Annotated in this window: 19 protein-coding genes and 1 tRNA gene; 7 read left to right on the top strand and 13 right to left on the bottom strand. The window is 71.4% G+C overall.

Annotation, left to right across the window (positions count from 1 at the left end; genetic code table 11):
* Window positions 1–44: 44 nt before the first annotated feature.
* Complete coding sequence (locus tag BIU96_RS11575; protein ID WP_071292741.1) at window positions 45–1616, bottom strand: hypothetical protein; 1572 nt, start codon at window positions 1614–1616, stop codon at window positions 45–47.
* Entirely contained in the window at window positions 1592–2941 is a 1350-nt protein-coding gene (locus BIU96_RS19865; RefSeq protein ID WP_254786105.1) for an ABC transporter ATP-binding protein, read from the bottom strand. Before BIU96_RS19865 ends, BIU96_RS11575 begins: the two co-directional genes overlap by 25 nt.
* A 299-nt stretch (window positions 2942–3240) precedes the next feature.
* Here BIU96_RS19865 and BIU96_RS11565 point away from each other — a divergent pair, with 299 nt between their 5' ends.
* The 4 genes from BIU96_RS11565 to BIU96_RS11550 all read left to right on the top strand — a co-directional run bounded on the left by BIU96_RS11565 (window position 3241) and on the right by BIU96_RS11550 (window position 5990).
* Window positions 3241–3936: an NTP transferase domain-containing protein gene (locus BIU96_RS11565; protein ID WP_071292740.1), complete on the top strand. Its 696-nt coding sequence runs from the start codon at window positions 3241–3243 to the stop codon at window positions 3934–3936.
* 44 nt (window positions 3937–3980) lie between these two features.
* Window positions 3981–4805, top strand: coding sequence for an ABC transporter permease (locus BIU96_RS11560; protein WP_071292739.1), 825 nt, complete (start codon window positions 3981–3983; stop codon window positions 4803–4805).
* On the top strand, window positions 4805–5575 hold the full coding sequence (locus BIU96_RS11555; protein WP_071292738.1) for an ABC transporter ATP-binding protein: 771 nt from the start codon (window positions 4805–4807) through the stop codon (window positions 5573–5575). The genes BIU96_RS11560 and BIU96_RS11555 overlap by 1 nt, the downstream gene beginning before the upstream one ends.
* 112 nt (window positions 5576–5687) lie before the next feature.
* Complete coding sequence (locus BIU96_RS11550; protein ID WP_071292737.1) at window positions 5688–5990, top strand: hypothetical protein; 303 nt, start codon at window positions 5688–5690, stop codon at window positions 5988–5990.
* A 13-nt stretch (window positions 5991–6003) separates the two neighbouring features.
* On the opposite strand, the gene BIU96_RS11545 is transcribed toward BIU96_RS11550, so the two are convergent.
* The 5 genes from BIU96_RS11545 to BIU96_RS20095 form a co-directional block, all read right to left on the bottom strand.
* Window positions 6004–7236, bottom strand: coding sequence for a CDP-glycerol glycerophosphotransferase family protein (locus tag BIU96_RS11545; RefSeq protein ID WP_071292736.1), 1233 nt, complete (start codon window positions 7234–7236; stop codon window positions 6004–6006).
* Between the two features lie 42 nt (window positions 7237–7278).
* On the bottom strand, window positions 7279–8187 hold the full coding sequence (locus BIU96_RS11540) for a glycosyltransferase family 2 protein (RefSeq protein WP_071292735.1): 909 nt from the start codon (window positions 8185–8187) through the stop codon (window positions 7279–7281).
* Window positions 8184–9002, bottom strand: a complete 819-nt coding sequence (locus BIU96_RS11535; RefSeq protein WP_071292734.1) for a CDP-alcohol phosphatidyltransferase family protein — start codon at window positions 9000–9002, stop codon at window positions 8184–8186. The genes BIU96_RS11540 and BIU96_RS11535 overlap by 4 nt, the downstream gene beginning before the upstream one ends.
* A 9-nt stretch (window positions 9003–9011) precedes the next feature.
* Complete coding sequence (locus BIU96_RS11530) at window positions 9012–10055, bottom strand: glycosyltransferase family 2 protein (RefSeq protein ID WP_071292733.1); 1044 nt, start codon at window positions 10053–10055, stop codon at window positions 9012–9014.
* 221 nt (window positions 10056–10276) lie between these two features.
* Window positions 10277–12418 carry a S1C family serine protease gene (locus BIU96_RS20095; protein ID WP_071292732.1) on the bottom strand — a complete coding sequence of 714 codons (2142 nt, stop codon included), beginning with the start codon at window positions 12416–12418 and terminating at the stop codon, window positions 10277–10279.
* 180 nt (window positions 12419–12598) lie between these two features.
* Here BIU96_RS20095 and BIU96_RS11520 point away from each other — a divergent pair, with 180 nt between their 5' ends.
* On the top strand, window positions 12599–13801 hold the full coding sequence (locus BIU96_RS11520; protein WP_071292731.1) for an aminotransferase class I/II-fold pyridoxal phosphate-dependent enzyme: 1203 nt from the start codon (window positions 12599–12601) through the stop codon (window positions 13799–13801).
* Between the two features lie 281 nt (window positions 13802–14082).
* Here the strand turns inward: BIU96_RS11520 and BIU96_RS11515 are convergent, their stop codons facing one another.
* The 4 genes from BIU96_RS11515 to BIU96_RS11500 all read right to left on the bottom strand — a co-directional run bounded on the left by BIU96_RS11515 (window position 14083) and on the right by BIU96_RS11500 (window position 19602).
* The gene (locus tag BIU96_RS11515) at window positions 14083–14928 is read right to left on the bottom strand and encodes a carbon-nitrogen hydrolase family protein (RefSeq protein WP_071292730.1); all 846 of its coding nucleotides are present in this window, start codon (window positions 14926–14928) and stop codon (window positions 14083–14085) included.
* Window positions 14929–15097: 169 nt separating this feature from the next.
* Window positions 15098–15174 (bottom strand) — tRNA-Met (locus BIU96_RS11510).
* 64 nt (window positions 15175–15238) lie between these two features.
* Window positions 15239–18238, bottom strand: coding sequence for a UPF0182 family protein (locus BIU96_RS11505; RefSeq protein ID WP_175477528.1), 3000 nt, complete (start codon window positions 18236–18238; stop codon window positions 15239–15241).
* A gap of 254 nt (window positions 18239–18492) precedes the next feature.
* Entirely contained in the window at window positions 18493–19602 is a 1110-nt protein-coding gene (locus BIU96_RS11500; RefSeq protein WP_071292729.1) for a PDZ domain-containing protein, read from the bottom strand.
* A gap of 105 nt (window positions 19603–19707) precedes the next feature.
* Between BIU96_RS11500 and BIU96_RS11495 the strand changes: the two genes are divergently transcribed.
* Window positions 19708–21099, top strand: a complete 1392-nt coding sequence (locus BIU96_RS11495) for a zinc-dependent metalloprotease (protein ID WP_071292728.1) — start codon at window positions 19708–19710, stop codon at window positions 21097–21099.
* Between the two features lie 69 nt (window positions 21100–21168).
* Window positions 21169–22026, top strand: coding sequence for a TOMM precursor leader peptide-binding protein (locus BIU96_RS19435; protein ID WP_139199970.1), 858 nt, complete (start codon window positions 21169–21171; stop codon window positions 22024–22026).
* On the opposite strand, the gene BIU96_RS11485 is transcribed toward BIU96_RS19435, so the two are convergent.
* Both BIU96_RS11485 and nudC read right to left on the bottom strand, forming a co-directional pair.
* On the bottom strand, window positions 21917–23746 hold the full coding sequence (locus BIU96_RS11485; RefSeq protein WP_254786103.1) for an ATP-dependent helicase: 1830 nt from the start codon (window positions 23744–23746) through the stop codon (window positions 21917–21919). The genes BIU96_RS19435 and BIU96_RS11485 overlap by 110 nt on opposite strands.
* Window positions 23743–24678: an NAD(+) diphosphatase gene (gene nudC, locus BIU96_RS11480; protein ID WP_071292726.1), complete on the bottom strand. Its 936-nt coding sequence runs from the start codon at window positions 24676–24678 to the stop codon at window positions 23743–23745. The genes BIU96_RS11485 and nudC overlap by 4 nt, the downstream gene beginning before the upstream one ends.
* Between the last annotated feature and the right edge of the window lie 14 nt (window positions 24679–24692).

The raw sequence follows: 24692 nt of genomic DNA, 5'->3' as shown, positions 1-24692 counted from the left end.
CGCGCCTCCAGGCCGTCAGCAGGTGCGTCGGGACGCGACCCGGATCAGTTGCGCTGCGCCGCTGCCAACAGGTCCGGCCCGTGCCGGTCGAAGAGCCGACCGCCCACGACGACGCCGACCGCCAGCACCACGGCGCCCACCAGCACCCCGACGACGAGCGTCAGCACGGCCCACGGCGACGGCCCGTCGACGAACGCGAGCACGGCGAGCCACGCGGCCGGCACGGAGCAGACGACGATCCCGACGACCATCGACGACTGCGCGACCGATGCGAGCGCGCCCGCGGCCTGCGGCTGCTGGAACGGGTGGTCTCCCGGACGGACGGTCGGGTACGGCAGCAGCACGGACACGACGCTCGACAGGCCGAGGCCGGCGAGAAGCGCGCTCGCACTCACGCCGATCAGCACCGGGAACGCGGTCTGGTCGCCGAACAGCCACGCCGAAACCCACGCGCCAGCGACGATCGCGGGGAGTCCCACGGCGAGGACGGGGACGAGTCGGCCGAGGCGGTCGCTCCAGCCGGGCGCTCCCGAGGCCACGTGCAGCCAGACGGCGGTGTTGTCGTACGAGACGTCGTTGTGCGGCAGGAACCCGGCGATGAGGGCCATCAGCGGCAGGGGCACCAGGGCTGTCCAGTGCCACGGCACGCCGGCGACCCCGAGCGGGATCACGACGACCGGCACGAACACGATGATGAGGTACGACGCGCGGTAGCGCGGGTCGCGTCCCCAGTATGTGAGGGCACGCGCGGCGACGGCCGCGACCGGCGTCGAGCCGAGCCGGTCGAACCAGCCGAGGCCGCGGTACCGGCGGGTGCGTGCACGACCGTCGACGGTCTCGAGCGCGCGTCCGACGACGGCCCACCACGCCCAGCCGAGCATCGCGACGACGACGACCGCGACGAGGAGCTTGACGATGCCCTCGCCGACCCGACCGCTGGCGACGTCCGCGGGGACGGCCCACGCGGCGCCCCACGGTGTCCACCCGGCGATGTCGGCGATGCGCTGGAGCTCGCCGGAGGACGGTGCGAGCCAGTCGGCACGGAGCAGCAGGGACACGGTCGGGATGCCGAGCACCACGATCACGAGCGCGACGAGCCAGCCGGCGTCGCGGGAGCGGTGCGCTCCGATCAGGGCAGATCCGACAGCACTGCCGACGCGGATGAGGAGCGCGCACGTGGCGATGGCGAGCAGCCCGCCGACGACCCCGAGCACACCCGATCCGGCGCCGCGCATCCACGTGACGGACTGCGCGACGGCGACGATCGCGACCCCCACCACCGGGATGCCGATCAGGCCGGCGACGCCGAGGCCGACCGCGAGGTCGCGCCGACCGATCCCGAAGACCGTGAAGCGCCGCGGGTCGAACTGGTCACTCCGACCGACGACGAGCGGCACGATCGTGAACGCGAAGGCGATGAGGGTCCCCACGGGGACGACGACCGAGCGCGCGAGCTCGGCCGAGGCGTCGCGCAGCGCGATGACCTCGGTCGCGACGAAGACCGCTGCGACCAGACCGGCGAGGCTACCGAGCACGACGAGGACGGACCGGCGGGCGCTGCCGCGGACCTCGCCCGCGAGCAGGTCGGCCCTCAGCCGGAGAAGCTGTGCAACCATTCCATGCTCTCTGCCACGACGCGGCCGCCGGCGAGTTCGACGAACTTGTCCTCGAGGCTCTTGCGCCCGCGGACCTGCGCCATGGTGCCGGACGCCAGGACCCGGCCGCCGACGATGATGGCGACGGAGTCGCAGGTGCGCTGCACGAGCTCCATGGAGTGGCTGGAGAGCACCACGGTGCCGCCGCCGCGCGTGTAGCGACGGAGGATCTCGGTGATGGTCGCGGCACTGACCGGGTCGACGGACTCGAACGGTTCGTCGAGCACGAGCACCCGCGGCGAGTGGATGAGCGTCGCCGCGAGGGCGATCTTCTTCGCCATGCCGACCGAGTAGTCGGCGACCTGGCGGCCCAGGGCCTCGCCCAGGCCGAACGCCTCGGCGAGGTCGGCACTGCGCTTGCGCGCGGTCGCACCGTCGAGCCCCCGGAGCGTCGCCGAGTAGTAGAGGAGCTGCGCGCCGGTCAGGCGGTCGAACAGCCGGAGCCGGTCCGGGAGCACACCGAGGTCGCGCTTCGCCGCGGTCGGGTCGGCCCAGACGTCGTGGTCGAGCACCGTCACGCTGCCGGCGTCCGGCCGGAGCAGACCGGTGACCATCGACAGCGTCGTCGTCTTGCCGGCACCGTTCGGCCCGACGACGCCGAAGATCGACCCCTGGCGGATCTCGAGGTCCACCTCGTCCACGGCGAGCGTCTGGCCGTAGCGCTTCACGAGGCCGCTCGCCCGCAGCACCACGGGCTGCTGCGGCTGCTTGGGCAGGGTCGCGGGCCGCTTCGCCGACGCCTGGCGCTTCTTCGCCTTCGGCGCCGCATCGTCGTCCGCGATCGGGTCGATGCCCGCGTCGTCCGGCTGGCTCGCCTCGGGTGCGTCCTGCACGTCCGGGCCTGGAGGCGCGGCTCCCGTCGTCCCCGCCGCCTGCGCCGGGCGCGTGGCGCGTCCCTTGCCGCCGCGCGACTTCCCGGGACGGCGTCCGGAGCCGGACGTGGCTGCCGCCGCGGGCGCGGCGCCCTCGGCCGACGTCGTGTCGGACTCGTCGGTGCTGGCTGCGCCGGTGCTCGCGGTGTCGGCGATCGTCGCATCGGTGTTCGCGGTGTCGGCGCTCGTCGCGTCGGTGCCCGTGGTGTCGGTGCTCGCCGTGTCGGGCTCGTCCGTCGTCGTGTCGGTGACCGTCGTGTCGTCGGTCATCGCGTCCTCAGCGGAGGCGTCAAGCGCATCTCCGTCCCCCATGTCGTCATCAGCGGCTTCCTGCGCCGCGGTGGCGTCGTCCTCGGTCAGCCAGGCAGCGTCGGACGTGGCGTACACGTCCTCATCGTCTGCTCCGGCTCCCACCGCCCCACCGTACCAACGCTGCGTGGGCCTCGGGGAACGGCCGCTCCCAGGGTCACGAATTGAGCACGAAGCGCGCGGAGACGTACCCCGACGGAGGGTCGTTCCGTATCATTCACCAGGACACGACGGAGTGTTCACCACTTGGAAACCTGCTGCGGCCGGTGTTCCCGTGCCGATCCCCACCCTGCGAATGACCGCAGGGACGGCGGGTTCACGGGCAACTCGGACCTTCCGCGAGCAGACTCGACGAGGCCCGCCCGTGCCCCAGGGCGCGCGGGCGGACACCGGAAGGGACCAGCATGACCACGCAGATCGTGATCCTCGCAGCGGGGATGGGCAGCCGCCTCGGGCGCAGCCTGCCGAAGCCGCTGACAGAACTCAGCGACGGCCGCACCATCATGCAGCAGCAGTTCGACAACATCCGTGCGGCCTTCGGGTCCAGCGCGCGGGTGACCATCGTCGTCGGCTACAAGTCGGAGTACATCGTCGAGGCGTTCCCCGAGGCGAACTTCGTCTACAACGAGTCCTACGACTCCACCAACACCTCGAAGAGCCTCCTCCGTGCGCTCAAGGCCACGGGCAAGGGCGGCGTCCTCTGGATGAACGGCGACGTGGTCTTCGACCCGCGTGCGCTCGTCCGGGCCGCCGACATGATCGACGAGGACCGCTCGTTCGTCAGCGTCAACACCGAGAAGGTGTCCGACGAAGAGGTCAAGTACACGGTCGACGCCGAGGGCTTCATCCACAAGCTGTCGAAGAAGGTCGTGGGCGGCCTGGGCGAGGCCGTGGGCATCAACTACGTCGCCGCGCAGGACAAGCAGGCGCTGATCCGCCAGCTCGGTCGCGTCGACGACCAGGAGTACTTCGAAGGCGGCATCGAGGCGGCCATCGGCGAGGACGGGCTACGCTGGACGCCGGTCGACATCTCCGACCTGTACGCCGTCGAGATCGACTTCGCCGAGGACCTCGAGCGCGCGAACAACCTGTTCGCCTGAACCGCCGTCAGGACCCCCTCGGCGGTTCCGCCCGAAGGGAAACCGTGACCACAGCGAGTGCGCCGACCGCGCCCGCGGCTGCCGCCCCTGCGGCGACCCGGAGCGCCGGTCGGCGCTATCGTCATGCCCTCTGGCTGCTGACCGTCCGTGACCTCCGGGTCCGCTACTCGACGTCGGCGCTCGGGTACTTCTGGTCGATCCTCGACCCGCTCGTGATGTCGGGGATCTACTGGTTCGTCTTCACGCAGGTGTTCCACCGCGGATCGGTCGGCGAAGCGCCGTACATCGTGTTCCTGCTGTCGGCGCTGTTGCCGTGGATGTGGTTCACGGGCGCCGTCTCGGACTCGACGCGGGCGTTCATCAAGGAGACCAAGCTCATCCGGTCGACGACGATCCCGCGCAGCATCTGGGTCGCGCGGGTGAACGCGTCGAAGGGGATCGAGTTCCTGCTGAGCCTGCCGGTCCTCGCGATCTTCGCGATCGCCACCGGCGCCACCGTGCACTGGGAACTCGCGCTCTACCCGCTGGCCATCGTGCTGCAGTGCGCGCTCGTCTACGGTCTCGGGCTCATCGTGGCCCCGCTCGTCGTGTTCTTCCGCGACCTGGAGCGTGCCGTCAAGCTGGTGCTCCGCTTCCTCTTCTACGCATCCCCGATCATCTACGGCACGCAGGCGCTGCCGGATCGCCTGCACGACCTCGCGGCGTTCAACCCGCTGAGCGGCATCTTCGGCATCTACCGGTCGGCGTTCTTCCCCTCGCAGCTCGACTGGTTCGAGGTGGCGGTGTCGGTCGTCGTCACGGTGGTCGTCGTCGGGGTCGGCCTCGTCGTGTTCCGCCGCAGCGAGCACCGGGTCCTCAAGGAGCTGTGATGACCGCCACCGAACAGACCGACCGCACCGCCACGGTCGCGCCCGTGATCACCGTGCGCGATGCCGGCATCCGGTTCAAGCGGAACCGGCGGGCCAGCCGCAGCTTCAAGGACCTCTTCGCAGGCAGCAACCGTCGGAAGCGCGCCGACGAGTTCTGGGCGTTGCGGCACGTGTCCTTCGACGTCCGCCCGGGCGAGGCGATCGGCGTGGTCGGTCGCAACGGCCAGGGCAAGTCGACGCTCCTCAAGCTCGTCGCGCAGGTGATGCTGCCGGACGAGGGCCGGGTGCACGTCGGCGCCGGGGTCGCACCGCTCATCGAGATCACCGGTGGCTTCGTCGGGGACCTGTCGGTCCGGGACAACGTGTACCTCACCGCGGGGCTGCACGGCATGTCGCGCGCTGAGATCCGTGATGCCTTCGACGAGATCATCGAGTTCGCCGAGATCGCCGACTTCGTGGACACGCCCTACAAGCACCTGTCGAGCGGCATGAAGGTGCGCATCGCGTTCGCCGTCATCTCACGGCTCGACGAACCCGTGATCCTGGTGGACGAGGTCCTGGCGGTGGGCGACAAGGGGTTCCGCGAGAAGTGCTACAAGCGCATCGAGGAACTCCTCGCCGGCGGCCGCACGCTGTTCTTCGTCTCGCACAGCGACAAGGACCTGCGCCGCTTCTGCGACCGGGGGCTCTACCTCGACAAGGGCCAGCTGCAGCTCGACGGCACGATCGAGGAAGCCCTGGCGCGCTACTCGGCCGACTACGCCGTCTGACGGTCGAGCCACTCCCCCACAACCCGGCCACCACGCCCCGCCCTCCACAGCCGTCGGTGCCGCGGGGTCGGACCAGCGCCCGGACGTCGGACCCTCCCCCTACCGTGACGGCATGCACCACCCGACACCGGCCTACGCAGTCCCGTTCACGATCGACCGTTCCCTCGCTCCACGCCGCTACGACCTGGTGAACGTCGGCGACGAACCCGTCGACGGTCTCACCCTCACCCACCTCGGCAACGGCTACTGCCCGCCGCTCGCCGTCCGTCGACTCGAACCCGGCCGAGGGCTCTCGATCGCGGTCTTCGGCGCCGACCCCGAGGACACCGGCGTGGTCGTCGTCCGCTGGCGTCGGCCGGACCGCTCCGAGTACCTGTGGCGGATGTCGCTCGTGGGTGACGGCCGTGCGGCGTAGGACGGTCCGGGGCTCAGCCCTCGCCGTGTGTGGCGGCGACCTCGTCCCAGCGACGGAGCAGCTGCTCCACGGCCTCGTGGAACCGAGCGGTCGCGGCACCGGGCGTGGTGTCGCCGAAGTACCGTCGCACCCAGTGCTGCAGCTTCGCGAGCTCGGCGGCGTCGTGTGCCGCGGCGTCGACGCGGGCCACGACCTCGGACGCGTCGGACGCCCGCAACCAGTTCGCGTCGCCGAGGTACCCGCGCTCGTCGACGTCCGCCTCGGGCGAGACCGGCCGCGTCACGACGAGCGGCTTGCCGACCGCCAACCGGTCGTAGATCATCGCGCTGATGTCCGTGATCGCGACGTCGGCGGCGGCGAGCTGCCAGCCGAGCTCGGGCCCGTCGTCGTACACGTGGTGGGCACTCGGGTCGGCGGCGTTCGCCCGCGCGATGGCGGCGACGATCCGCTCGTGCGCGACCTTGTACGCCGCGTCGCGGACGCCGCTGCGGGGGTGCGGCCGGTACACGAGCCGGTGCTGCGGCGAGGCGAGCACCCGGTCGGCGATGGTCGTGCCGTGGGTCGCGATCGAGCCGTAGGCGGCGGCCGGACGGTCCCCCTCCCACGTCGGCGCGTAGAGCACCACGGTGCGGTCGTCGGACGGGTAGGGCACGGCGCCGGCGAAGTGGTCCGCCTGGGGGCGACCGATGGCGAGTGCCCGCGTGTCCAGGTCGTAGTCCCACAGCGCGTCGGCGAGCCGGTCACGAGCGGCGTCACCGGCGATCAGGGCGTAGTCGTACGCCTTGAACTGGTTCGTCGTCATGTACATCTTGTCGCTCTCGCCGTGGTTGACGAAGACGTGCCACATGCGCCCGTACCGCATCATCTGGAAGTTGCGGGCGTTCTGGTTGACGTAGAACACCACCTTCGGCGCCTGTTCGTCGACGAACCGCTCGAGGTCGACGACCTGACGCGCGTAGACGGCCGGCACCGGGGACTCCTCGAGCAGCTTCAGCATCGTGCCGGGGTTCCGCGAGACGATCGCCACCGGGTGCGTCGCGGCGAGTTCGGCGAGCGGTGCGTACCACTGCCGTACCTGGTACATGTTCACGGGGCCGTCGGCGAAGTACACCGCGATCTCGATCGTGCCCGGAGCGGGGACCGGCGCGGACGGCAGCTTCCGTGCGAGGTCTCGGCGGCTGCGGCGCGATCGGAGCAGGCGCTCGGCGAGCCGGACGGCGGTGCGCGCGTCGCTGATGATCGGCATGGTCCCTCTTCCGGTGTCGGCGGTCGGTCGGTGGTGGTGGGGTCAGACGACGGGCGGGCGACCCGCGAGCGTCATCCGGCCGATGGTGAGCCAGCCCATGACGTGCACGGGACCGCAGTCGGTGGTCCAGCCCTCGCGGACGCCGCCGAACCAGGTCACCAGGCGCCGTGGGTGCCGCCACCAGCGCGCGACCTGGATCGCCGCCCACGACCCGACGTACAGCGGGCGGAGCACGGCGGGCAGGTTGCGCCGCGCGAGCCAGACGCGGTTGCGGGCGTTCAGGCGGTAGTACTCACGGTGGCGCGCCGGGTCGATCGCGGGGTGGTTCGCCACGAGGTCACCGGCGTACCAGGTGCGGCGGCCGGCATCCCAGACGCGCCACGCGAGCTCGATGCCCTCGTGCGCGTAGAAGTACTCGGCTCCCCAGCCACCGGTCGCACGGTAGACGTCCATCGGCAGGACGACCGCGCCCTCCCAGACGGAGAACACCGGCGACGAGTGGTCGGCCTCGCCCTTCCGGATGCGCGGGATCCAGCGGGTGGGGTTCGCCACGCCGGTGGGGTCGACCACGCGCGGCTGCACGAGTCCGAGCGACGGGTCGCGTTCGAACAGGCCGATCGCGTCGCGCAGGAACGTCGCCGACGGCACCGAGGCGTCGTCGTCGAGGAAGAACACGTAGTCGCCGTCCACGATCTCGGCCCCGGCGTTCCGCCCCGCGGGGATCCCGACGTTCTCGGGCAGCGCGAGCGCACGGACGCCGTCCGGCAGCCCGGTCGGCTCCCAGCCGTTGCCGACGCACACCACGTCGAGTTCGACGTCCTGCTGGGCGAGGACGCTCTCCAGCCCACGGCGCAGGTCGTCCGGCCGGGTGCCCTGTGACAGGCTCACGACGGCCACCCGGGGCCGTTCGCGGTGCGGGACCGCGTGCCGGCGGACCGTGCCGGCACTCATCCCCGGACCCGCTTCGACGAGATGATCGCGACGAAGTGCCCGAACGTCGCCAGCACGGCGAGGGGCAGCAGCACCCCGACCAGGATCCGGTCGGCCAGGGGGTGCCCGATGACGAGCGCGAGCAGGGCGAAGACGAACGCCAGGATCGTGAGCTCGACCGAGTGGTACAGGCGGTGGAACGGCAGGAAGCGGGCGGCGCGGCGCAGGGTCGCCAGGCGCCGACCGGACGGCACGGTGCCGGCGTCACGACGGTCGACCAGCTTGTCGAGACCGGCGTTGGCGCGGGCGACGTGCACCATGTCGTTGAGCGCCTTGTTGAGCACGATCACCAGGCCCAGCGCGCAGCCGATCGTCGTCCACATCCAGTCCGCGCCGTGGATCGGCCACGTGGCCGCACGGACGCCGAGCGCGATCGGGATGAGCCCCTCGGTCGTGTAGTGCCCGACCTTGTCGAGGAACACCCCGGCCGGCGAGCGGGTCCCCCGCCAGCGGGCGACCTCGCCGTCGCTGCAGTCGACGAGCATCTGCAGCTGGCCGAACACGAGCGCGAGCAACGCGCCCCAGATGCCCGGGATGAGCAGTGCTGCGGCGACGCTCCAGCCGACCAGGATCATCAGGCCGGTGACCTGGTTCGCGGTCACCCGCGTCTTGAGGAGCACCCATGTCAGGTAGGGCGAGACGTCGCGCAGGTAGAGCGATGCGGTCCAGTGCTCGGCGTTCGCCCGCGAGCGGACCTCGTCCGGCTGGGTGATCCGGCGCTGTTCGGCGATCGAGGTCGGGCGGGTGTCGCCGCGACCGGTGGTGTCATCGGTCAAGAGGTCAGTTCACCGTCCCGTGTGGGTGGTCAGTTCGGACGTCCGGGTCAGGAAGCCGATGATGAAGCCGACGCCCCAGCCGACGTGGATGCAGGGCAGCACCACGAGCAGCCAGAGGAGCGTCGGCAGCCCCGAACGCCGAGCGACCGCGACGGCGCCCAGGACGACGAAGACGAGGTAGACCGCGGGCACCGCGAAGCCCAGCAGCGCCCAGGCCGCACCGGTGCCGAGGGCGGCGCCGACGATCCCGACGACACCGGCGACGATGCCGAGCGCCATCGCGGCGACCATGGCGGGCGGCACGAAGTAGCGCAGGCCGTTGTTGGCGGGGAACCGGCGGGCGAGCTCACCGCGCCACAGGCCGGTCGCGACGAACTGCCGGACGAGCCGCTTCAGGCTCGGCCGCGGTCGGTACGTGACGACGAGCTCGGGCGTGAACCACACCGTGCCGCCGGTCTGGCGCAGCCGTCGGTTGAGTTCCCAGTCCTGACCGCGCTTGATGCCCTCGTCGAACAGGCCGACCTCGAACAGGCGGTCACGGCGGAACACGCCCAGGTAGGCGGTCTCGGCAGGGCCGGCCTGCCCACCGACGTGGTGCGGGGTCCCGCCCAGTCCGACCCGGCTGCCGTACGCCAGCGCGACGGCCCGCTCGAACGGGGTGCGTCCCTCGGCGTGCATGATCCCGCCGACGTTGTCCGCACCGGACTCCTGCAGCACGCGCACCGCGATCCGCGTGTAGTCCGCGGGCAGCACCGAGTGCGCGTCGACACGGACCACGACGGGGTGCACCGACGCCCGGATCGCCACGTTGAGGCCCGCGGGTGTGGACCCGACGGGGTTGTCGATCGCCCGGATCCGGGGATCGGCGGCGCTCATCTCGGCCACCAGCTCGTTCGTGCCGTCGATCGACGGTCCGAGCGCGAGGATGACCTCGAACGGCCCGGCGTAGTCCTGGTCGAGCAGACTCTGGACGGCTGCCCGGACCTCGGAGACCTCGTTGAGGACTGGCATCACGTACGAGACGCCCGGCAGGGGCTGTCCGTCTGTCTGCATGCGTACCTCGGGGTCCTGGCTGGGGTGCACGGGACGCACCGCGGACGGTGCCGCCCCGCAGAGCGACCCTGAGCCTATCAAGACCGCCACTCGCCCACGTCGCGACCGGCGGCTGGTGGGGCGACGCGACCGGCGGCCCGAGAACCGACGGACGCACGGACGGGAGGCGCGGTGCCAGTTGGCACCGCGCCTCCCGTCTATCGTCGGCTCAGCCGACCGCGTCAGCCCTTGTAGGTGCCGAGCGTCACGTCCGTCTCGCGGGTCTCGCCGCCGCGGATGTAGGTGATCGTCGTCTTCGCGCCACCGGCGAAGTAGCGGACCTGTGCCGTCAGGTCGGTGGCGTCGGAGACCGTCGCCGAACCGATCTTCGTGACCACGTCGCCCGCCTTGAGCCCGGCCTTCGCCGCTGCGCCGCCGGACGAGACGGACTTGATGAGGCCGCCCATCTGGGTGGCCTTGGCGTCCTCCGCGGCGTCCCCCACGGTCGCGCCGAGCAGGCCGTGCGTCGCCGAACCGTCGTCCTTGATCTCGTTCGCGACCCGCTTGACCAGGTTCGACGGGATCGAGAAGCCGACGCCGATGCTGCCGGACTGGCTCGTCGAGTCGGACGAGCTGCTCGCGCTGGCGATGGCGACGTTGATGCCGATGAGCTTGCCCTTGGAGTCGAGCAGCGCACCACCCGAGTTGCCGGGGTTGATCGACGCGTCGGTCTGGATGACCGGCAGGGACACCGTGCTGTTCGACGCGGAGTTGCTGCCGTTGTCGCCGTTGCCCCAGAAGTCGAACGGGCCGCCGCTGCCGTTGCCGCCCTCGTTCGAGTCGCCGCCCTGGCTGGGGGCGCTCGAGGTGACCTGGATGCTGCGGCTCAGCGTGGAGACGATGCCGTCGGTGACGGTGTTCGACAGCCCGAGCGGCGCACCGATCGCGACCGCCGTGTCGCCGACGTTCAGGTCGGACGAGTCGGCGAAGCTGATCGGCTTCATGTTGGTCGCGTCGATCTTGATGACCGCGAGGTCGACCGTCGGGTCCGTGCCGACGAGCTTCGCCGGGTAGATCTTGCCGTCCGAGGCGGTGACGGTGATCGTGCCGTTCGAGCTGTCGCCGTCGAGGGTGACCACGTGGGTGTTCGTGACGATGTAGCCGTCCTTGCTGAACACGACGCCCGAGCCGGTGCCGGCCTCGTTGCTCGACGAGACGTTGATGGTCACGACGGAGGGGGTCGCCTGCGCGGCCACCGCGGTGACGACGGTCGCGTTGTTGTAGTCGTTGACCGTCAGGTTGCCACCGCCCTGAGAGGACGAGGAACCAACGACCGTGCCGCCGCCATTCGAGGAGCCGGCGAGCCAACCGGCGCCACCGCCGACGAGTCCGGCGACGACCAGGCCCGCGATGATCGGCAGGACGAGCTTGCCGCGGCCGTCCTTCGTGCGGGTCGTGGTCGCGGTCTCGGCACCCGCTGCTCCGGCTGCTCCGGCTGCTGCGCCGAAGTAGTGGCCGTTGCGCTGGTTCGAGCCGTCGACGTCGCCGAAGGCGCTCGTGGCGGAGGTCGGGGCCTGCGCGGAGGCGTTCGCGTACTCGGAGGCCGAGGCCGGGGCGGACGTCGGCTGGGCGTACTCGCCGTAGCGGGGCTGCTGGCCGTAGTGGGCGGCCTGCTGCCCGTACTGCTGCTGACTGGTCTGACCGTAGGGGTCCTGGCCGGACTGCTGCTGGCCGTACTGGCCGTAGGGGTTCTGGCCGGACTGCTGCTGGCCGTACTGGCCCGCCTGCTGCTGCTGGCCGTACTGACCGCTCTGGCCGTACTGCTGCTCGCCGTACTGGCTCGTCGGCTGCTGGGTCGGCTGCTGGCTGCCGTTCTGTGCGTGGGCGCCGCCGTAGGGGCTGGTGTGCTGCCCGTAGCCACCCGACTGCTGCTCGGACTGGCTCTGGCCCTGGCCGTACTGGCTCGGCTGCCCGTACTGCGAGGTCTGGCCGTACTGGCTCTGACCCTGCCCGTGCTGGCCCTGGCCCTGGCCGTACTGGCCCTCGCTCTGGCTCTGGCCGTACTGGCCCTCGCTCTGGCTCTGCCCGTACTGGCTCTGCCCGTACCGGCCCTGCCCGGCGTCGCCCTGGCGGTCCGTGCCCGACACCGTCGGGTAGGGCGCCGTGTAGCGGTCCGTCGGGTGGTCGGTCGACGCCGCGATGACGTCGGTCTCGTTGGCGGGAGCGGGGTCGATCACATCGGTGTGGTCCGCTCGTGCGTCGCTCGTCGGAGCGTCGTCCGTGTGCTGGGAATCGTTCGGCGAGGCGTCCTCGGCAGCGGCCTGTTCGGCCGAGTCGTCCGGACGGAAGTCGTCGCCCTGCCCGTTGGGCGTGGTGTTCGTCATGCTGGACGTGCTCCTTTCAAGCTCGTGCAGTCTGTCGGACGCACCTGAGCGGTGCTCCTGACGACGCTGCGAGCGACCTATGGCGATCTTATGCGTGGCCTGTGCACGGGTTCCCGGGTGGCGTCGGAGCCGGCCGCTAGGTTGGACGGCACGTCGCCGTCGACCCCCGGAGGGAACCACATGCGTCAGGCAGGACCCTGGTTGCGAGCAGCCGAGGGAGCGATGCTCCTCGGTGCGGACGGCGTCCCGGCGCCGACGGTCTTCGCCGAGATGAGCGCCCTCGCCGCGGCGACCGGCTCGATCAACCTCGGGCAGGGCTTCCCGGACGAGGACGGACCCGTCGAGGTCCTCGACGCCGCGGTCGAGGCGATCCGCCAGGGCGTCAACCAGTACCCGCTGGGCCGCGGCACCCCGGACCTCCGTGCGGCGATCAGCGAGCACCAGGCGCACTGGTACGGACTGCAGGTCGATCCCGACCGCGAGGTGCTCGTCACCGCCGGTGCGACCGAGGCCCTCGCCGCCACGCTCCTCGCCCTCGTCGAGCCCGGCGACGAGGTGATCACGTTCGAACCCTTCTACGACGCGTACGGCGCCCTGATCCGACTCGCGGGAGCAACCCACGTCACGGTGCCCCTCACGGCGCCGGACTTCCTCCCGGACGAGGACACGCTCCGAGCAGCGTTCTCGGACCGGACACGCGCCGTCCTGGTGAACACGCCGCACAACCCCACCGGGCGAGCCCTCCCGGCCGAGGTGCTGGCCACCGTCGTCGAACTCGCCGAGCGCCACGACGCCGTCATCGTCACCGACGAGGTCTACGAGCACCTGACCTTCGACGTGCCGCACGTCCCGATCGCCACCCTGCCGGGCGCCGCCGAACGCACCGTGACCGTCTCGAGCGCTGGGAAGACCTTCAGCACCACGGGCTGGAAGATCGGCTGGCTCACGGCTCCCCCGGCCCTGGTGGACGCCATCACGACCGTGAAGCAGTACCTCACGTTCGTCAACGGCGCGCCGTTCCAGCCCGCGGTCGCCGTCGGCCTGCGGCTGCCCGACGCGGTGTTCACCGGGATCGCCGCGGAGCTCTCGGCGAAGCACGACCTGCTCGCCGCCGGGCTCCGAGCAGCCGGCTTCGAGGTCATGCGGCCAGACGGCGGGTACTTCGTCCTGGCGGACGCCGCACCCCTCGGGTACGGCGACGCGCGCGAGCTCTGCCTGCGTCTGCCCGAGCTCGCCGGGGTGGTCGGCGTGCCGGTCTCCGCGTTCGTCCGTCCCGACCACGCCGCCGGCTACCGCTCACTCGTCCGGTTCGCGTTCTGCAAGCGGCGCAGTGTGCTCGAGGATGCTGCCGCCCGCCTCGCGGGTCTCGCCGACCGCGCCTGACGGCCTGGAGGCACGACCCACCCCCGCCGCGCCGGTCCCGCCCCGGCGGGCGAACTCGCTGCGATCGGGCGCTCCCGGCCGATCCGGGCGTACTTGGTCGATTCGTGCGTACCTGGCCGATTCGTGCGTACTCGGTCAATTTGGGCGAACCCGGTCGATTCGTGCGTACTCGGCCGATTCGTGCGTACTTGGTCGAAGCGGGCGTACCCGGCCGGAACTTTCGACCTGGTACGCCCGATTCCACCAGGTGCCGTGCCGGTTCCCGCGTCGGCGGCGCGAGGTCAGCGTCGGAGGTGCGCCGTGCCTCCCGGCTGCTCGCGCAGCACCACGTCGTAGCGTCGCAGCGACAGCGAGGGGTTCGTCTGCCGGACCGTCTCGGTGACGGCCGTGTCGACCGTCGCGAGGAGCGTGCCCGGCACCGCTCCCGCAGCGGCGACGGCGACGCCGGAGGGATCGAGCACGATCGATCCGCCGATGCCGACCGGCGGGGTCTGCCCGACGCCGACGACCCACACGGTGTTCTCGATCGCGCGGGCGGTCAGGAGCGTGCGCCAGTGGTGTTCCTTGCCCGGACCACGCACCCACTCGGCAGGCAGGACGACGACGTCGGCGGCTCCGTGTTCGGTCGCGGCGAGGCGTCGGGTGACCTCCGGGAAGCGCAGGTCGTAGCAGGTCTCCAGGCCGATCCGGAGGCCGCCGAGGTCGAACACCGGCAGCTGTGCCGGGTCGCCGGACTCGATGCGGTCGGACTCCCGGGAGCCGAACGCGTCGTAGAGGTGCACCTTTCGGTACGTGGCGGCGATCGACCCGTCGGGCAGGACCGCGACGAGGGTGTTCCGGAAGCGGCCGGGGACCTCGGCCGTCTCGGCGACCCCGACCACGAGCGCGATGCCGGTGGTGCGGGCGATGTCCTGCAAGCCGGTGACGAACGGGCCGTCGAGCGGCTGCGCGGCGGCGACGAACCGGTCGTCGATGTCTGCCGTGAAGTACGACGTGTACTCGGGCGTGACGAGGAGTCCGGCGCCACGTGCCGCTGCATCGACCGCCGCCGCCCGGACGGTCTCGAGGTTGGCGTTCGGGTCGTCCACGGGTGCGAACTGCGCCGCTGCGATCGTGAGGGTGCCCATGCGCCGAGCGTACTGGCGGGCCGCGCCCGAGTCTCGCGCGCGCCAGCCCGGACGGCACGCCCGGCACGGCACGGCACAGCACGGCACGGCACGGCACGGCGGGCCAGGTGCCGGGCACACGAAGAAGGCCCCGGTCCGAGTGGACCGGGGCCTTCTTCTTCGTGACGCTTGGTTGCGGGGGCAGGATTTGAACCTACGACCTCTGGGTTATGAGCCCAGCGAGCTACCGAACTGCTCCACCCCGCGGCACGTTGATAAGCCTACACGGGCCCGTGGCGGGGCACAAATCGAGTGCCCCGCCACGGTGTGTCTAGTTCCCGTTCTCGGCTTCGGTGGCCGCCTGGATCGCGTCCTGCAGGCGCTGGTCGGCCTCGGCAGCGGCGACCAGGTCGTTGTCCGCGTAGGCGTCCTGACGGTCCTGCAGCGCCTGCTTGGCGTCGTTGAGGGCCTTCTGCAGCGCCTCGTTGTCGACGGTGCCGGTCGAGCCACCCGTCGAACCGGAGTCGGACGAACCACCGGTCGAACCCGAGTCAGAGGAGCCCGAGTCGGACGACCCGGAGTCGGACGACCCCGAACCCGACCCCGAGCCCGAGTCCGACCCGCCCGCAGCGCCCTGGTCACCCGCGGCAGCGCCGGAGTCACCGCCGAACAGGCTGTTGAGCGCCTCGTCGAGGGTGTCCTCGAACGCGATCTTGTCGCCGAACGCCACGAGGACCTTCTGCAGCAGCGGGTACGAGCCGCTCGACGTCGACTGCACGTACACCGGCTGGACGTAGAGGAACCCGCCACCGACCGGGAGCGTCAACAGGTTGCCCTGCTTCACGGTCGAGTTGCCCCGCTTCAGGATGTTCAGCTCCTGCGACACCGTGGTGTCCGAGTTGAACAGGTTCTGCACCTGCGCCGGGCCTGGGATGTTGTCCGTCTTCGGCATCGTCAACAGCGTGAGCTTGCCGTAGCCGGACCCCTTCTTCCCCTTGCCGGCACCACCGGCGTCGGAGTCGACCGCCAGGTACCCGGTCAGCACGTTGCGGTTGTTCGCGCCAGCGGACTGCTGCGGGATGTAGGTCGTGTACAGCGTGTACGCGGTCCCCTGCCCCGGCACCTTCATCGTGAGGTAGTACGGGTCCTGCAGGTTCGCCCGTGGCGTGGTGGTCGTGCCGAGGGCGTTCGTCCCCGAGTTCGTCGTGGTCGACGTGTCCGCGGTGTCCGACGTGTCGTTCGTCCCCGAGGTCGGTTCCTGCGGCGTGTTCCACGCGTCGTCACCCGAGTAGAACGAGTTCGCGTTCGTCACGTGGTACGTGCCGAGGATGGACCGCTGCACCTTGAACAGGTCGGTCGGGTACCGGACGTGGTCGAGCAGCTGCGCACTCATCTGCGACACCGGCTTGACCGAGGTCGGGAAGATCTTCTGCCACGTCTTCAGCACCGGGTCCTTGGTGTCCCACGAGTAGAGGGTCACCTTGCCCGTGTACGCGTCGACGGTGGCCTTCACCGAGTTCCGGATGTAGTTCACCTGGTCGGTGCGGTACGCCGAGCTCTCGGCGCCGGCGATGCTGTCCGACAGGCTCTGGCTCTGCGAGTACGGGTAGGCATCGCTCGTCGTGTAGCCGTCGACGACCCACTGGATGCGGTGGTCGACGATCGCCGGGTACGCGTCGCTGTCGGTCGTCAGGTACGGCGCGACCTTCTGCACGCGCGCGATCGGATCGCGGTCGTAGAGGATCTGCGAGTCCTTGTTCACCGCGTCCGACAGCAGGATCTGCTCCGACTGGAACTTCGCCGCGTAGACGAGGCGGTTGAAGAAGTTGCCGAGGCTCGGTCCGCCGTTGCCCGCGTACGTCGTCGTGGCGTTGCCGCCGTTGTCGTCGTCGGAGCCGGACGGGTAGTCGAGCTCGACGTTCTTCGAGCCCTTCGGCGCACCGACGATCGAGTACGCCGGCGAGGTCTCACCGAAGTACACGCGCTGCTGGAAGTCGCCCAGGGCGCCGTTCGACGGGATGCCCGACTCGAGGAACACCGGCTTGCCGTCGCTCGCGCGCTGGTTGCCGAAGGCCGCGGTGACGCCGTAGCCGTGGGTGTACACGAACGCACGGTTGTACGGCGTGTTGGCCTGCGAGCTGAGGCCGTCGAGGTCGATGTCGCGCACCGCGATCACGGTGTCCTCGGTCTCGCCCTTCACGTCGTAGCGGTCGACGTCGAGCTCGTCCGGGAACTGGTAGTACTGCCGGTACTGCTGCAGCTGGCTGAACGTGTCGGACACGATCTTCGGGTCGATCAGGCGGATGTTCGCCGTGGTCTGGGCGTCCTGCGCGAGGGCGCCGGAGCTCGCCTCGGTCGTGGCGTCGTAGTTCTGCTCCTGCACGCCGGAGACGCCGTACGCGTCACGGGTGGCCTTGATGTTCCGCTCGATGTACGCGGACTCGAAGGTGCGCTCGGACGGCTTCACCTGCAGGCGCTGGACGATCCACGGGTAGATGCCGCCGATGACGATCGCCGCGACGAGCAGCAGCCCGGTCCCGACGATCGAGATGCGCCAGCGGCCGATGACCGCGGTGACGATGAACAGGATCGCGACGATCGCCGCGATGCCGGCCATGATCTCGCGACCGGGGATGACCGCGTTCACCTCGGTGTACTGCGCACCGGTGATGAGCGAGTTCGACTTGGTCAGCGCCGCGTACTGGTCGAGCCAGAGGCTGACGGCCTGCAGGGCGATGTAGACGGCCGCGGTGATCGCGAGCTGGACCCGCGCGGCCTTCGAGATGCGGACCTCGCGACCGCCGAAGCGCATCGCGCCGTAGAGGTAGCAGGCGGCGAGCGCGGCGAGGCCGGCGATGAGCACGACGGCGGACGAGTACGCCACGATCGAGCGCCAGAACGGCAGCTCGAACACGTAGAAGCCGATGTCGAGCCCGAACTGCGGGTCGGTCTTGCCGAACGGCGTCCGGTTGAAGTACTCGAGCACCATGCTCCAGCGCCCCGCGGTCGACAGCCCGGCGAAGATGCCGAGGACGACCGGGATGCCGATCATCACGGCACGACGCAGCGGCTCGATGACCTGCTGGTAGCGGTCCAGCTGCGAGTTCAGCTTCGCGTACACGGGCCGGAACCGGAACGCGATCGCGATGCTCGCGTACACGGGTACCGCCATGCCGAGGAAGCCGGCCAGGAACATCAGTGTCCCGGCGATCCACCGCGTGGTGAGGACCTGCTGGAAGCCGAGCTGCGCGAACCACGCGTAGTCGGTGTACAGGCTGGCGAAGATGAAGAAGGCGATCACCAGTGCTGCCAGCACGATGATCGTGACCACGATCGGGACCCGCGGCGATCGCCGCCCGGAAGGAGAAGAACCCGAGGTGGACGAGGTTGTCGTCACTTGATGTGCTCCAGACGTGTCGAACCGGCGGGCCCGGCGCGGCGGGCCGTCAGTGCATCGATCCTATGTGGCCCGACCTCGTCTGAAACTGTACGGCGACTCAGGAAGGCGACCCGCGCCTCCCGTCAGACCGCCTGGAGGGACGGATCGCGACCCGCACGCGCGTCGCGTGGACCGCGTGGCCGGCCCTACGACGTGCAGCGCGCGAGCTTCGCGGTGCTCTTCCCGGAGGCGATCGTCTGCAGGTCGGTGACCGCCTGGTCGAGGGTGGACACCTTGTAGACGTCGAGTCCGTCCGGCACGTGGCCGACGACCTCGCCGCAGTTGTCGGCGGGTGCCAGGAACACGGTCGCGCCGGCGTCGCGGGCCCCGTACAGCTTCTGACGGATGCCGCCGATCGCACCGACCTCGCCGTCGGCGCTGATCGTGCCGGTGCCGGCGACGTGCTTCCCGCCGTTGAGCTTGCCGGGGGTGATCTCGTCGATGATCCCGAGCGCGAACATCATGCCGGCGGACGGTCCGCCGACGTCCTGCAGCTTGATCGAGACCGTGAAGGGGAAGTCGTACTGCTCGGTCACGCCGACACCGATGAGCGCGGTGCCCTGCTCGCTGCGCGGGGTGAGCTCGACCGTCTTCTCGGAGCCGTCGCGCTCGACGACGACGGTGGCCGGCCCGGAGGTGCCGTGCTTCGCCACGAGTTCCCGCAGCGTCGTCGCGTCGGCGTTGGTCGTGAGGGAGGTGCCGTCGAACGACCGGATGACGTCGCCCTCCTCGATGACCCCGTCGGCCGCCGAGCCCTTCTGGACGGTCCCGACCTCGAGGTCGGTCGGCAGCTCGTAGCCCTGCTGGATGAGCGCCGCGGCGACCGCGGACTGCTGCGACTGCTGCATGTCGGCGGCGTCCTGCTGGTTCACCTGGTCCGTCGTCGTGCCGGTCGGGTAGATCGCCTCGGCCGGGATGACCGCCTGCGAGCGGCTGAACAGGGCACGGATCACGCTCGTCCAGGACGGCCGGTTCGTGGCGTCGCCCTGGATCCCCACCGTGAGCATGTCGAGGGCGCCTGCCGTCGGGTAGGTCGGGTGTCCGCTGACCTGGATGAGCTCGACGTCCTTCGCGTCCTTGCCGGTGCCCTGCTTCTGCGTGCCGATGGTGTTGTACACGGGGCCAGGAACCTCGATGAGGTACGGGCTCGGCAGGATGCTCGCGAGCAACCCGAGGACCACGGCACCGATCACGAACGCCCACCCGACCGTCCGGGTGCGCGAACGACGGCGGGGCTCGGCGGCGAAGAGGGTCACGGACGTCCTTCCAGGGCGGGGTGTTCGCCCTCGGCGCAGCAGTTCGGGCGTTCCCACGGGGGCGTCCCAGGTGCGGCCCCGTGAGCAGCGATTAGCGTAGTCGTCATGCCTGATGAACCGCAGCCGGGGCCGGACGACGACTTCCAGGAGATGCTCCGGAAGCTCCTGTCCGGCGAGGGCCAGATCGACCCGTCGCAGCTCGCCGGTGCCGCCGGCCTGCCGAACGACCCGGCCTTCGTGGCGAACCTCATGAGCCAGCTGCAGCGTGCCGCGCAGTCCGGCGGGGACGGCATCGACTTCTCCGTGGCCGCCGAGCGCGCCACCGCCATCGCACGGGACGGCGGGCACCCCGTCGACCCGGCCACGACGCAGGCCTCCGACCAGGCCTTCCAGGTCGCCGCCCTCTGGCTGGACGAGGCGACCACGGTCGCCGAACTCACCGCGACCCCGAGCCTGTACACCCGCGAGCAGTGGGCGAAGGCGACCACCCCGGTCTGGGCGCAGATCGCCGAGCCGGTGGCCCTGAGCATCGCCAACGCCCTGACCGAGGCGATCGAGCAGCGCGCCCCGGAGCAGCTGAAGGCGATGCTGGGCGACGTGTCGAAGGCGATGCGCGGCGTCGGCGGCGCACTCTTCGCGATCCAGCTCGGCCAGGTCGTCGGGCAGCTCTCGAAGGAGGTCGTGTCCGGCGGCGACGTCGGCGTGCCGCTCCTCGACGAGCAGGTCGCCGCACTCCTGCCGCAGAACGTGGCCGAGTTCGCCGAGGGCCTCGACGTCCCCGAGGACGAGGTCCGCATCTACCTGGCGGTCCGCGAACTCGCGCACGCCCGGCTCTTCCGCTCCGCGCGCTGGCTCCGGCTGCACATCATCTCGTCGATCACCGACTACGCGCGGGGCATCCACATCCCGTTCGACCGGGTCGAGGAACTCGCGTCCGAGATCGACCCCACGAACCAGGAGCAGCTCCGCGACGCGCTCGCCTCCGGCGCGCTCATCCCACCCCGCACCGACGAACAAGAGGCAGCGCTCGCCCGCCTCGAGACGATGCTCGCGCTCGTCGAGGGCTGGGTCGACACCGTGACCGCCGCGGCGACCGCACGCCTGCCGAAGTCCGGCGCGATCGCGGAGATGGTCCGCCGGCGTCGTGCGGCCGGCGGCCCGGCCGAGTCCGCGTTCGCCACCCTCGTCGGGTTGGAGCTGCGTCCCCGTCGTCTGCGCGAGGCAGCGGCGATGTGGCAGCACCTCACCGACGAGCTCGGCGCCGAGCAGCGCGACGCGCTCTGGTCGCACTTCGACGCCGTCCCGACGTCCGAGGACATCGACGCTCCGGAGGCCTTCGTGCTCCGGCTGCGGAACCCCGGGCGCTCCGCCGAGGACGACGAGTTCGACAAGGCCCTCGAGGACCTGCTCAACGACACGACCGGCGACCGTCCCCGCGAGGACGAGAGCGGCCACGTCGACGAGACCGGCGACGACGGCGACGCTGGGTCCCGGTAGTCCTCACCGGTTCTCCACAGATCGGCGCCCGGCGCCCCACGCGACGGCTCGGTCCGCCAGCGTGGGGGCATGGGCATCCGCATCGATCCGACGCTCGAGTTCGTCTGGCGCGACCCGGCCACCGTCCAGCTCGGGGTCGACCCGCCGCGCGCCGTCGTGGCCGTCCCGACGACCGGTGAGGAACGGTTCCTGAGCGCGCTGCGCCGTGAGACCGGCCGTGATGCCCTGTCCGGTGTCGCCGCGACGACCGGGTGCCCGCCGGAGGTCGCCGCCCGCATCCTCGGCGCAGCGTCCCCGGCCGTCGTCGACGTGCTGCCGGAACCCCTCGCCCGTGTCGAGGTGCACGGCACCGGCGCGTTGCCGGACGCGCTGGCGGAGCTCCTCTCCGGCGAGGGCGTGACCGTCGCCCGCACCCGGGCTCCGCACGGCGGCCCGGTGGTCCTGCCCGAACAGGAACCGCGGCTGGCCGTCGTCGTCGCCGACCACGTCGTCGACCCGGCGCTCCGTGCGGCGTGGACGCGGCGGGGCGTGCCGCACCTGTCGGTCGTCGTCGGGGACGGCCGGGTCCGCGTCGGCCCGTTCGTCGTCCCCGGCGCGGGCCCCTGCCTGCAGTGCGTCGAGTACGCACGTGCCGACGACGACCCCGCGTGGCCGGCGATCGCCGCGCAGGTCTGGGGCCGACCGGTGGCACCGCTCTCGCCGTACCGGATCGCGGCGATCGCAGCGGCGGCCACCCGCCTGCTCGTCGAGCGGCTCCCCCGCACGACACAGCGACCGCGGGCCGAGCAGCTGGTGTTCGCGCGCGACGACCTGTCGGTCAGCCTGCAGCCGGTGCCGACCCATCCGCGGTGTGCGTGCCGAGCGCTGCCAGGAACCGACTCGCCGCCCGGGCGCCCCCACGCGTGGAACCCAGTCGCGACCACGTGATCGTCAGCGAGCGGCGGGCGCGGGTCAGGCCGACGTAGAACAGCCGGCGCTCCTCGTCCACCGCGGTGTCCGCCGTGGCGTACGAGATCGGCAGCAGGCCCTCGGCCGCCCCGATCACCACGACGTTCGGCCACTCCAGGCCCTTCGACGAGTGCAGCGTGGCCAGCGTGACGGCGTCGAGCTCGGGCTCGTGGTGCGTCGCGGCGCGGTCGACGAGGTCCTGGGTGAACTGCTGCATCGTCGTGCCGGCCGGTGCGTCCTCGGCGAGGCCCATGATCGCCTGCAACGCTTCCCACTGCTCGCGCACCGCGCCGGTGCCCTCGGGCGGGGTCGGGGTCCATCCGCTGACCTGCAGCACGAGGCCGACCCGCCGGGTGAGTTCGTCGTCGGTCTGCCGGACGGCCTCGCCACGCATGTGGTGGACCGCCAGCTTGACCTCGGGACGGTCGAAGAACCGCGTGCCGCCCTGCACCCGGTACGGGATGCCCGCGCGGCCGAGCGCCGACTCGATCGCCGCCGACTGGGCACCGAGCCGGTAGAGCACGGCGCAGTCACCGTACGCCGCACCGCCGCCGACGAGCTCCGCGATCCGACGGGCGACCGTCTGGGCCTCTTCGCCGTCGTGGGCGCAGGCGATCACGACGGGCTCGGGTCCGGGCTCGGGGTGCTGGGCGACGAGGTCGAGCGCACCGGGCTGTCCGCGCATGAGCGCGTTCGCGGCGTGCACGACCTCCGGGGTGGACCGGTAGTTCCGCTCGAGCCGCACCACCGACCCACGCGGGAACTCCGACCCGAAGCCGAGCAGGTAGCGGCTCGAGGCCCCGGCGAACGAGTAGATGGTCTGGCTGGCGTCGCCGACCACGCAGAGGTCGTCGCGACCGCCGAGCCACGCGCGCAGCAGGTCGTGCTGCACGGGCGAGACGTCCTGGTACTCGTCGACCACGAAGAACCGGTACTGCTGCCGGACGTACGAGGCCACGCGGGGTTCCGACTCGACCATGCCGAGGGTGGCGAGCAGGACGTCCTCGAAGTCGATCTGCCGCCGGTCGTCCTTGAGTTGCTCGTACGCGCGCATGAGGTCGAGCACCCGTCGCGGCGGGGTGTCCCGCGGCATCACGCGCTCGGCGGCCGCGGCCTCGTACTCCTCGTAGGAGAGCATCTGCACCTTGCGCCACTCGACCTCGCCGGCCAGGTCGCGCAGCACCGGGGTGTCCACCTGCAGCCCGACCGTGTCGGCCGCGTGCGCGATCATCCGGCCCTTCGACTCGACGATCCGCGGGGCGTGGCCGCCGACGGTGTCCGGCCAGAAGTAGCTGAGCTGCGCCATCGCCGCGGCGTGGAAGGTGCGCGCCTGCACGGTGCCGGCGCCGAGCGTGCGGAGCCGCGAGCGGAGTTCCCCGGCGGCGCGGGTCGTGAAGGTCAGCGCGAGGACGTGGTTCGGGGCGTAGGTCCCCGTCGCGACGCCGTACGCGATGCGGTGGGTGATCGCGCGGGTCTTGCCGGTGCCGGCGCCGGCGAGCACGGCGACGGGGCCGAGCAGGGTCCGTGCGACGGTCTGCTGCTCGGCGTCGAGGGCGGCGAGGAGCTCGTCCGGCGACGGCGGGCGGACGTCACCGGCAGCGCCACCACCGGCAGCGCGGGCACCGGCAGCGCTGCCGCCGTCACCGCGGGCAGGGCCGGCACCGCGGGCGGCGGCGCCGCCGCGTGCGGGGTCGATCACGGCAGGTCCAGCGGCCCGCCGTACCACTCCTCGATGATGGCGCGGGCGATCGAGGTCCGGCCCGGCAGCAGCAGGGTGTCCCCGGCACGCTCACGGATGTCCTGACGCGAGAACCAGCGGACGTCGAGGATCTCCACGCCGTCGGGTCGCGCGGTCGTCGGGTCGCCGTCGACCGCACGGGCCCGGAAGCCGACCATGAGCGACGCCGGGAACGGCCACGGCTGCGACCCCAGGTACTCGGGCTCCTCCACGTGGACGCCGGACTCCTCGAAGACCTCGCGGCGGACGGCGTCCTCCAGGGACTCCCCCGGCTCGACGAAGCCCGCCAGCAGCGAGTACCGGTTCGCGTCCCACGCGGCGTTCGAGCCGAGCAGGATGCGGTCGTCGGCGTCCGTCACGCCGACGATGATCGCGGCGTCGGTGCGCGGGAAGTGCTCGTGGCCCTCGGGGTCACGGCGGACCCAGCCGCCGGTGACGACGTCGGTGGGGGAACCGGTGCGCGGGGAGAACCCGTGGACGGCGTGCCAGTTCGCCATGGCGACCGCCTCGACCGCCAGCCCCTGGTCGCGCGCGGACAGCTCGGTGCCGAACATCCGGAGGCTCTCCCACGCGTCGTCGTCCGGCTCGATCGCGGTCGCGGTCGCCGCGTCGACGAAGGCGGCCACGAAGCGGGTGCCGGCGGGCGCGTCCGGGGCGTCGGACACCGCGCGGCCGAGGTAGAGGGTCACGGTGTCCGCCGGGACCTCGGCGGCCGTGACGAACCGCAGCGTGCCGTCCGCGTTCCGGAGCATCTCCGACCCGCGCACGGGCAGGAACCGCGTCTCAGGGTCGTCCCGCAGCACCCGGTCGAGGTCGGCGGTCGCGCGGAACTCGCCGTCCCGGTCGAGTTCGTTTCGGGAGAGCGGCAGCCGGCTGGCGAACTCGACGGTCACGGCAGGGGGCTCCT

This window comes from Curtobacterium sp. MCBA15_008, assembly GCF_001865065.1.
GTDB lineage: Bacteria > Actinomycetota > Actinomycetes > Actinomycetales > Microbacteriaceae > Curtobacterium.
The sequence above is the reverse complement of the archived record's forward strand: the minus strand, read 5'-3'. Positions and strand labels throughout refer to the sequence as shown.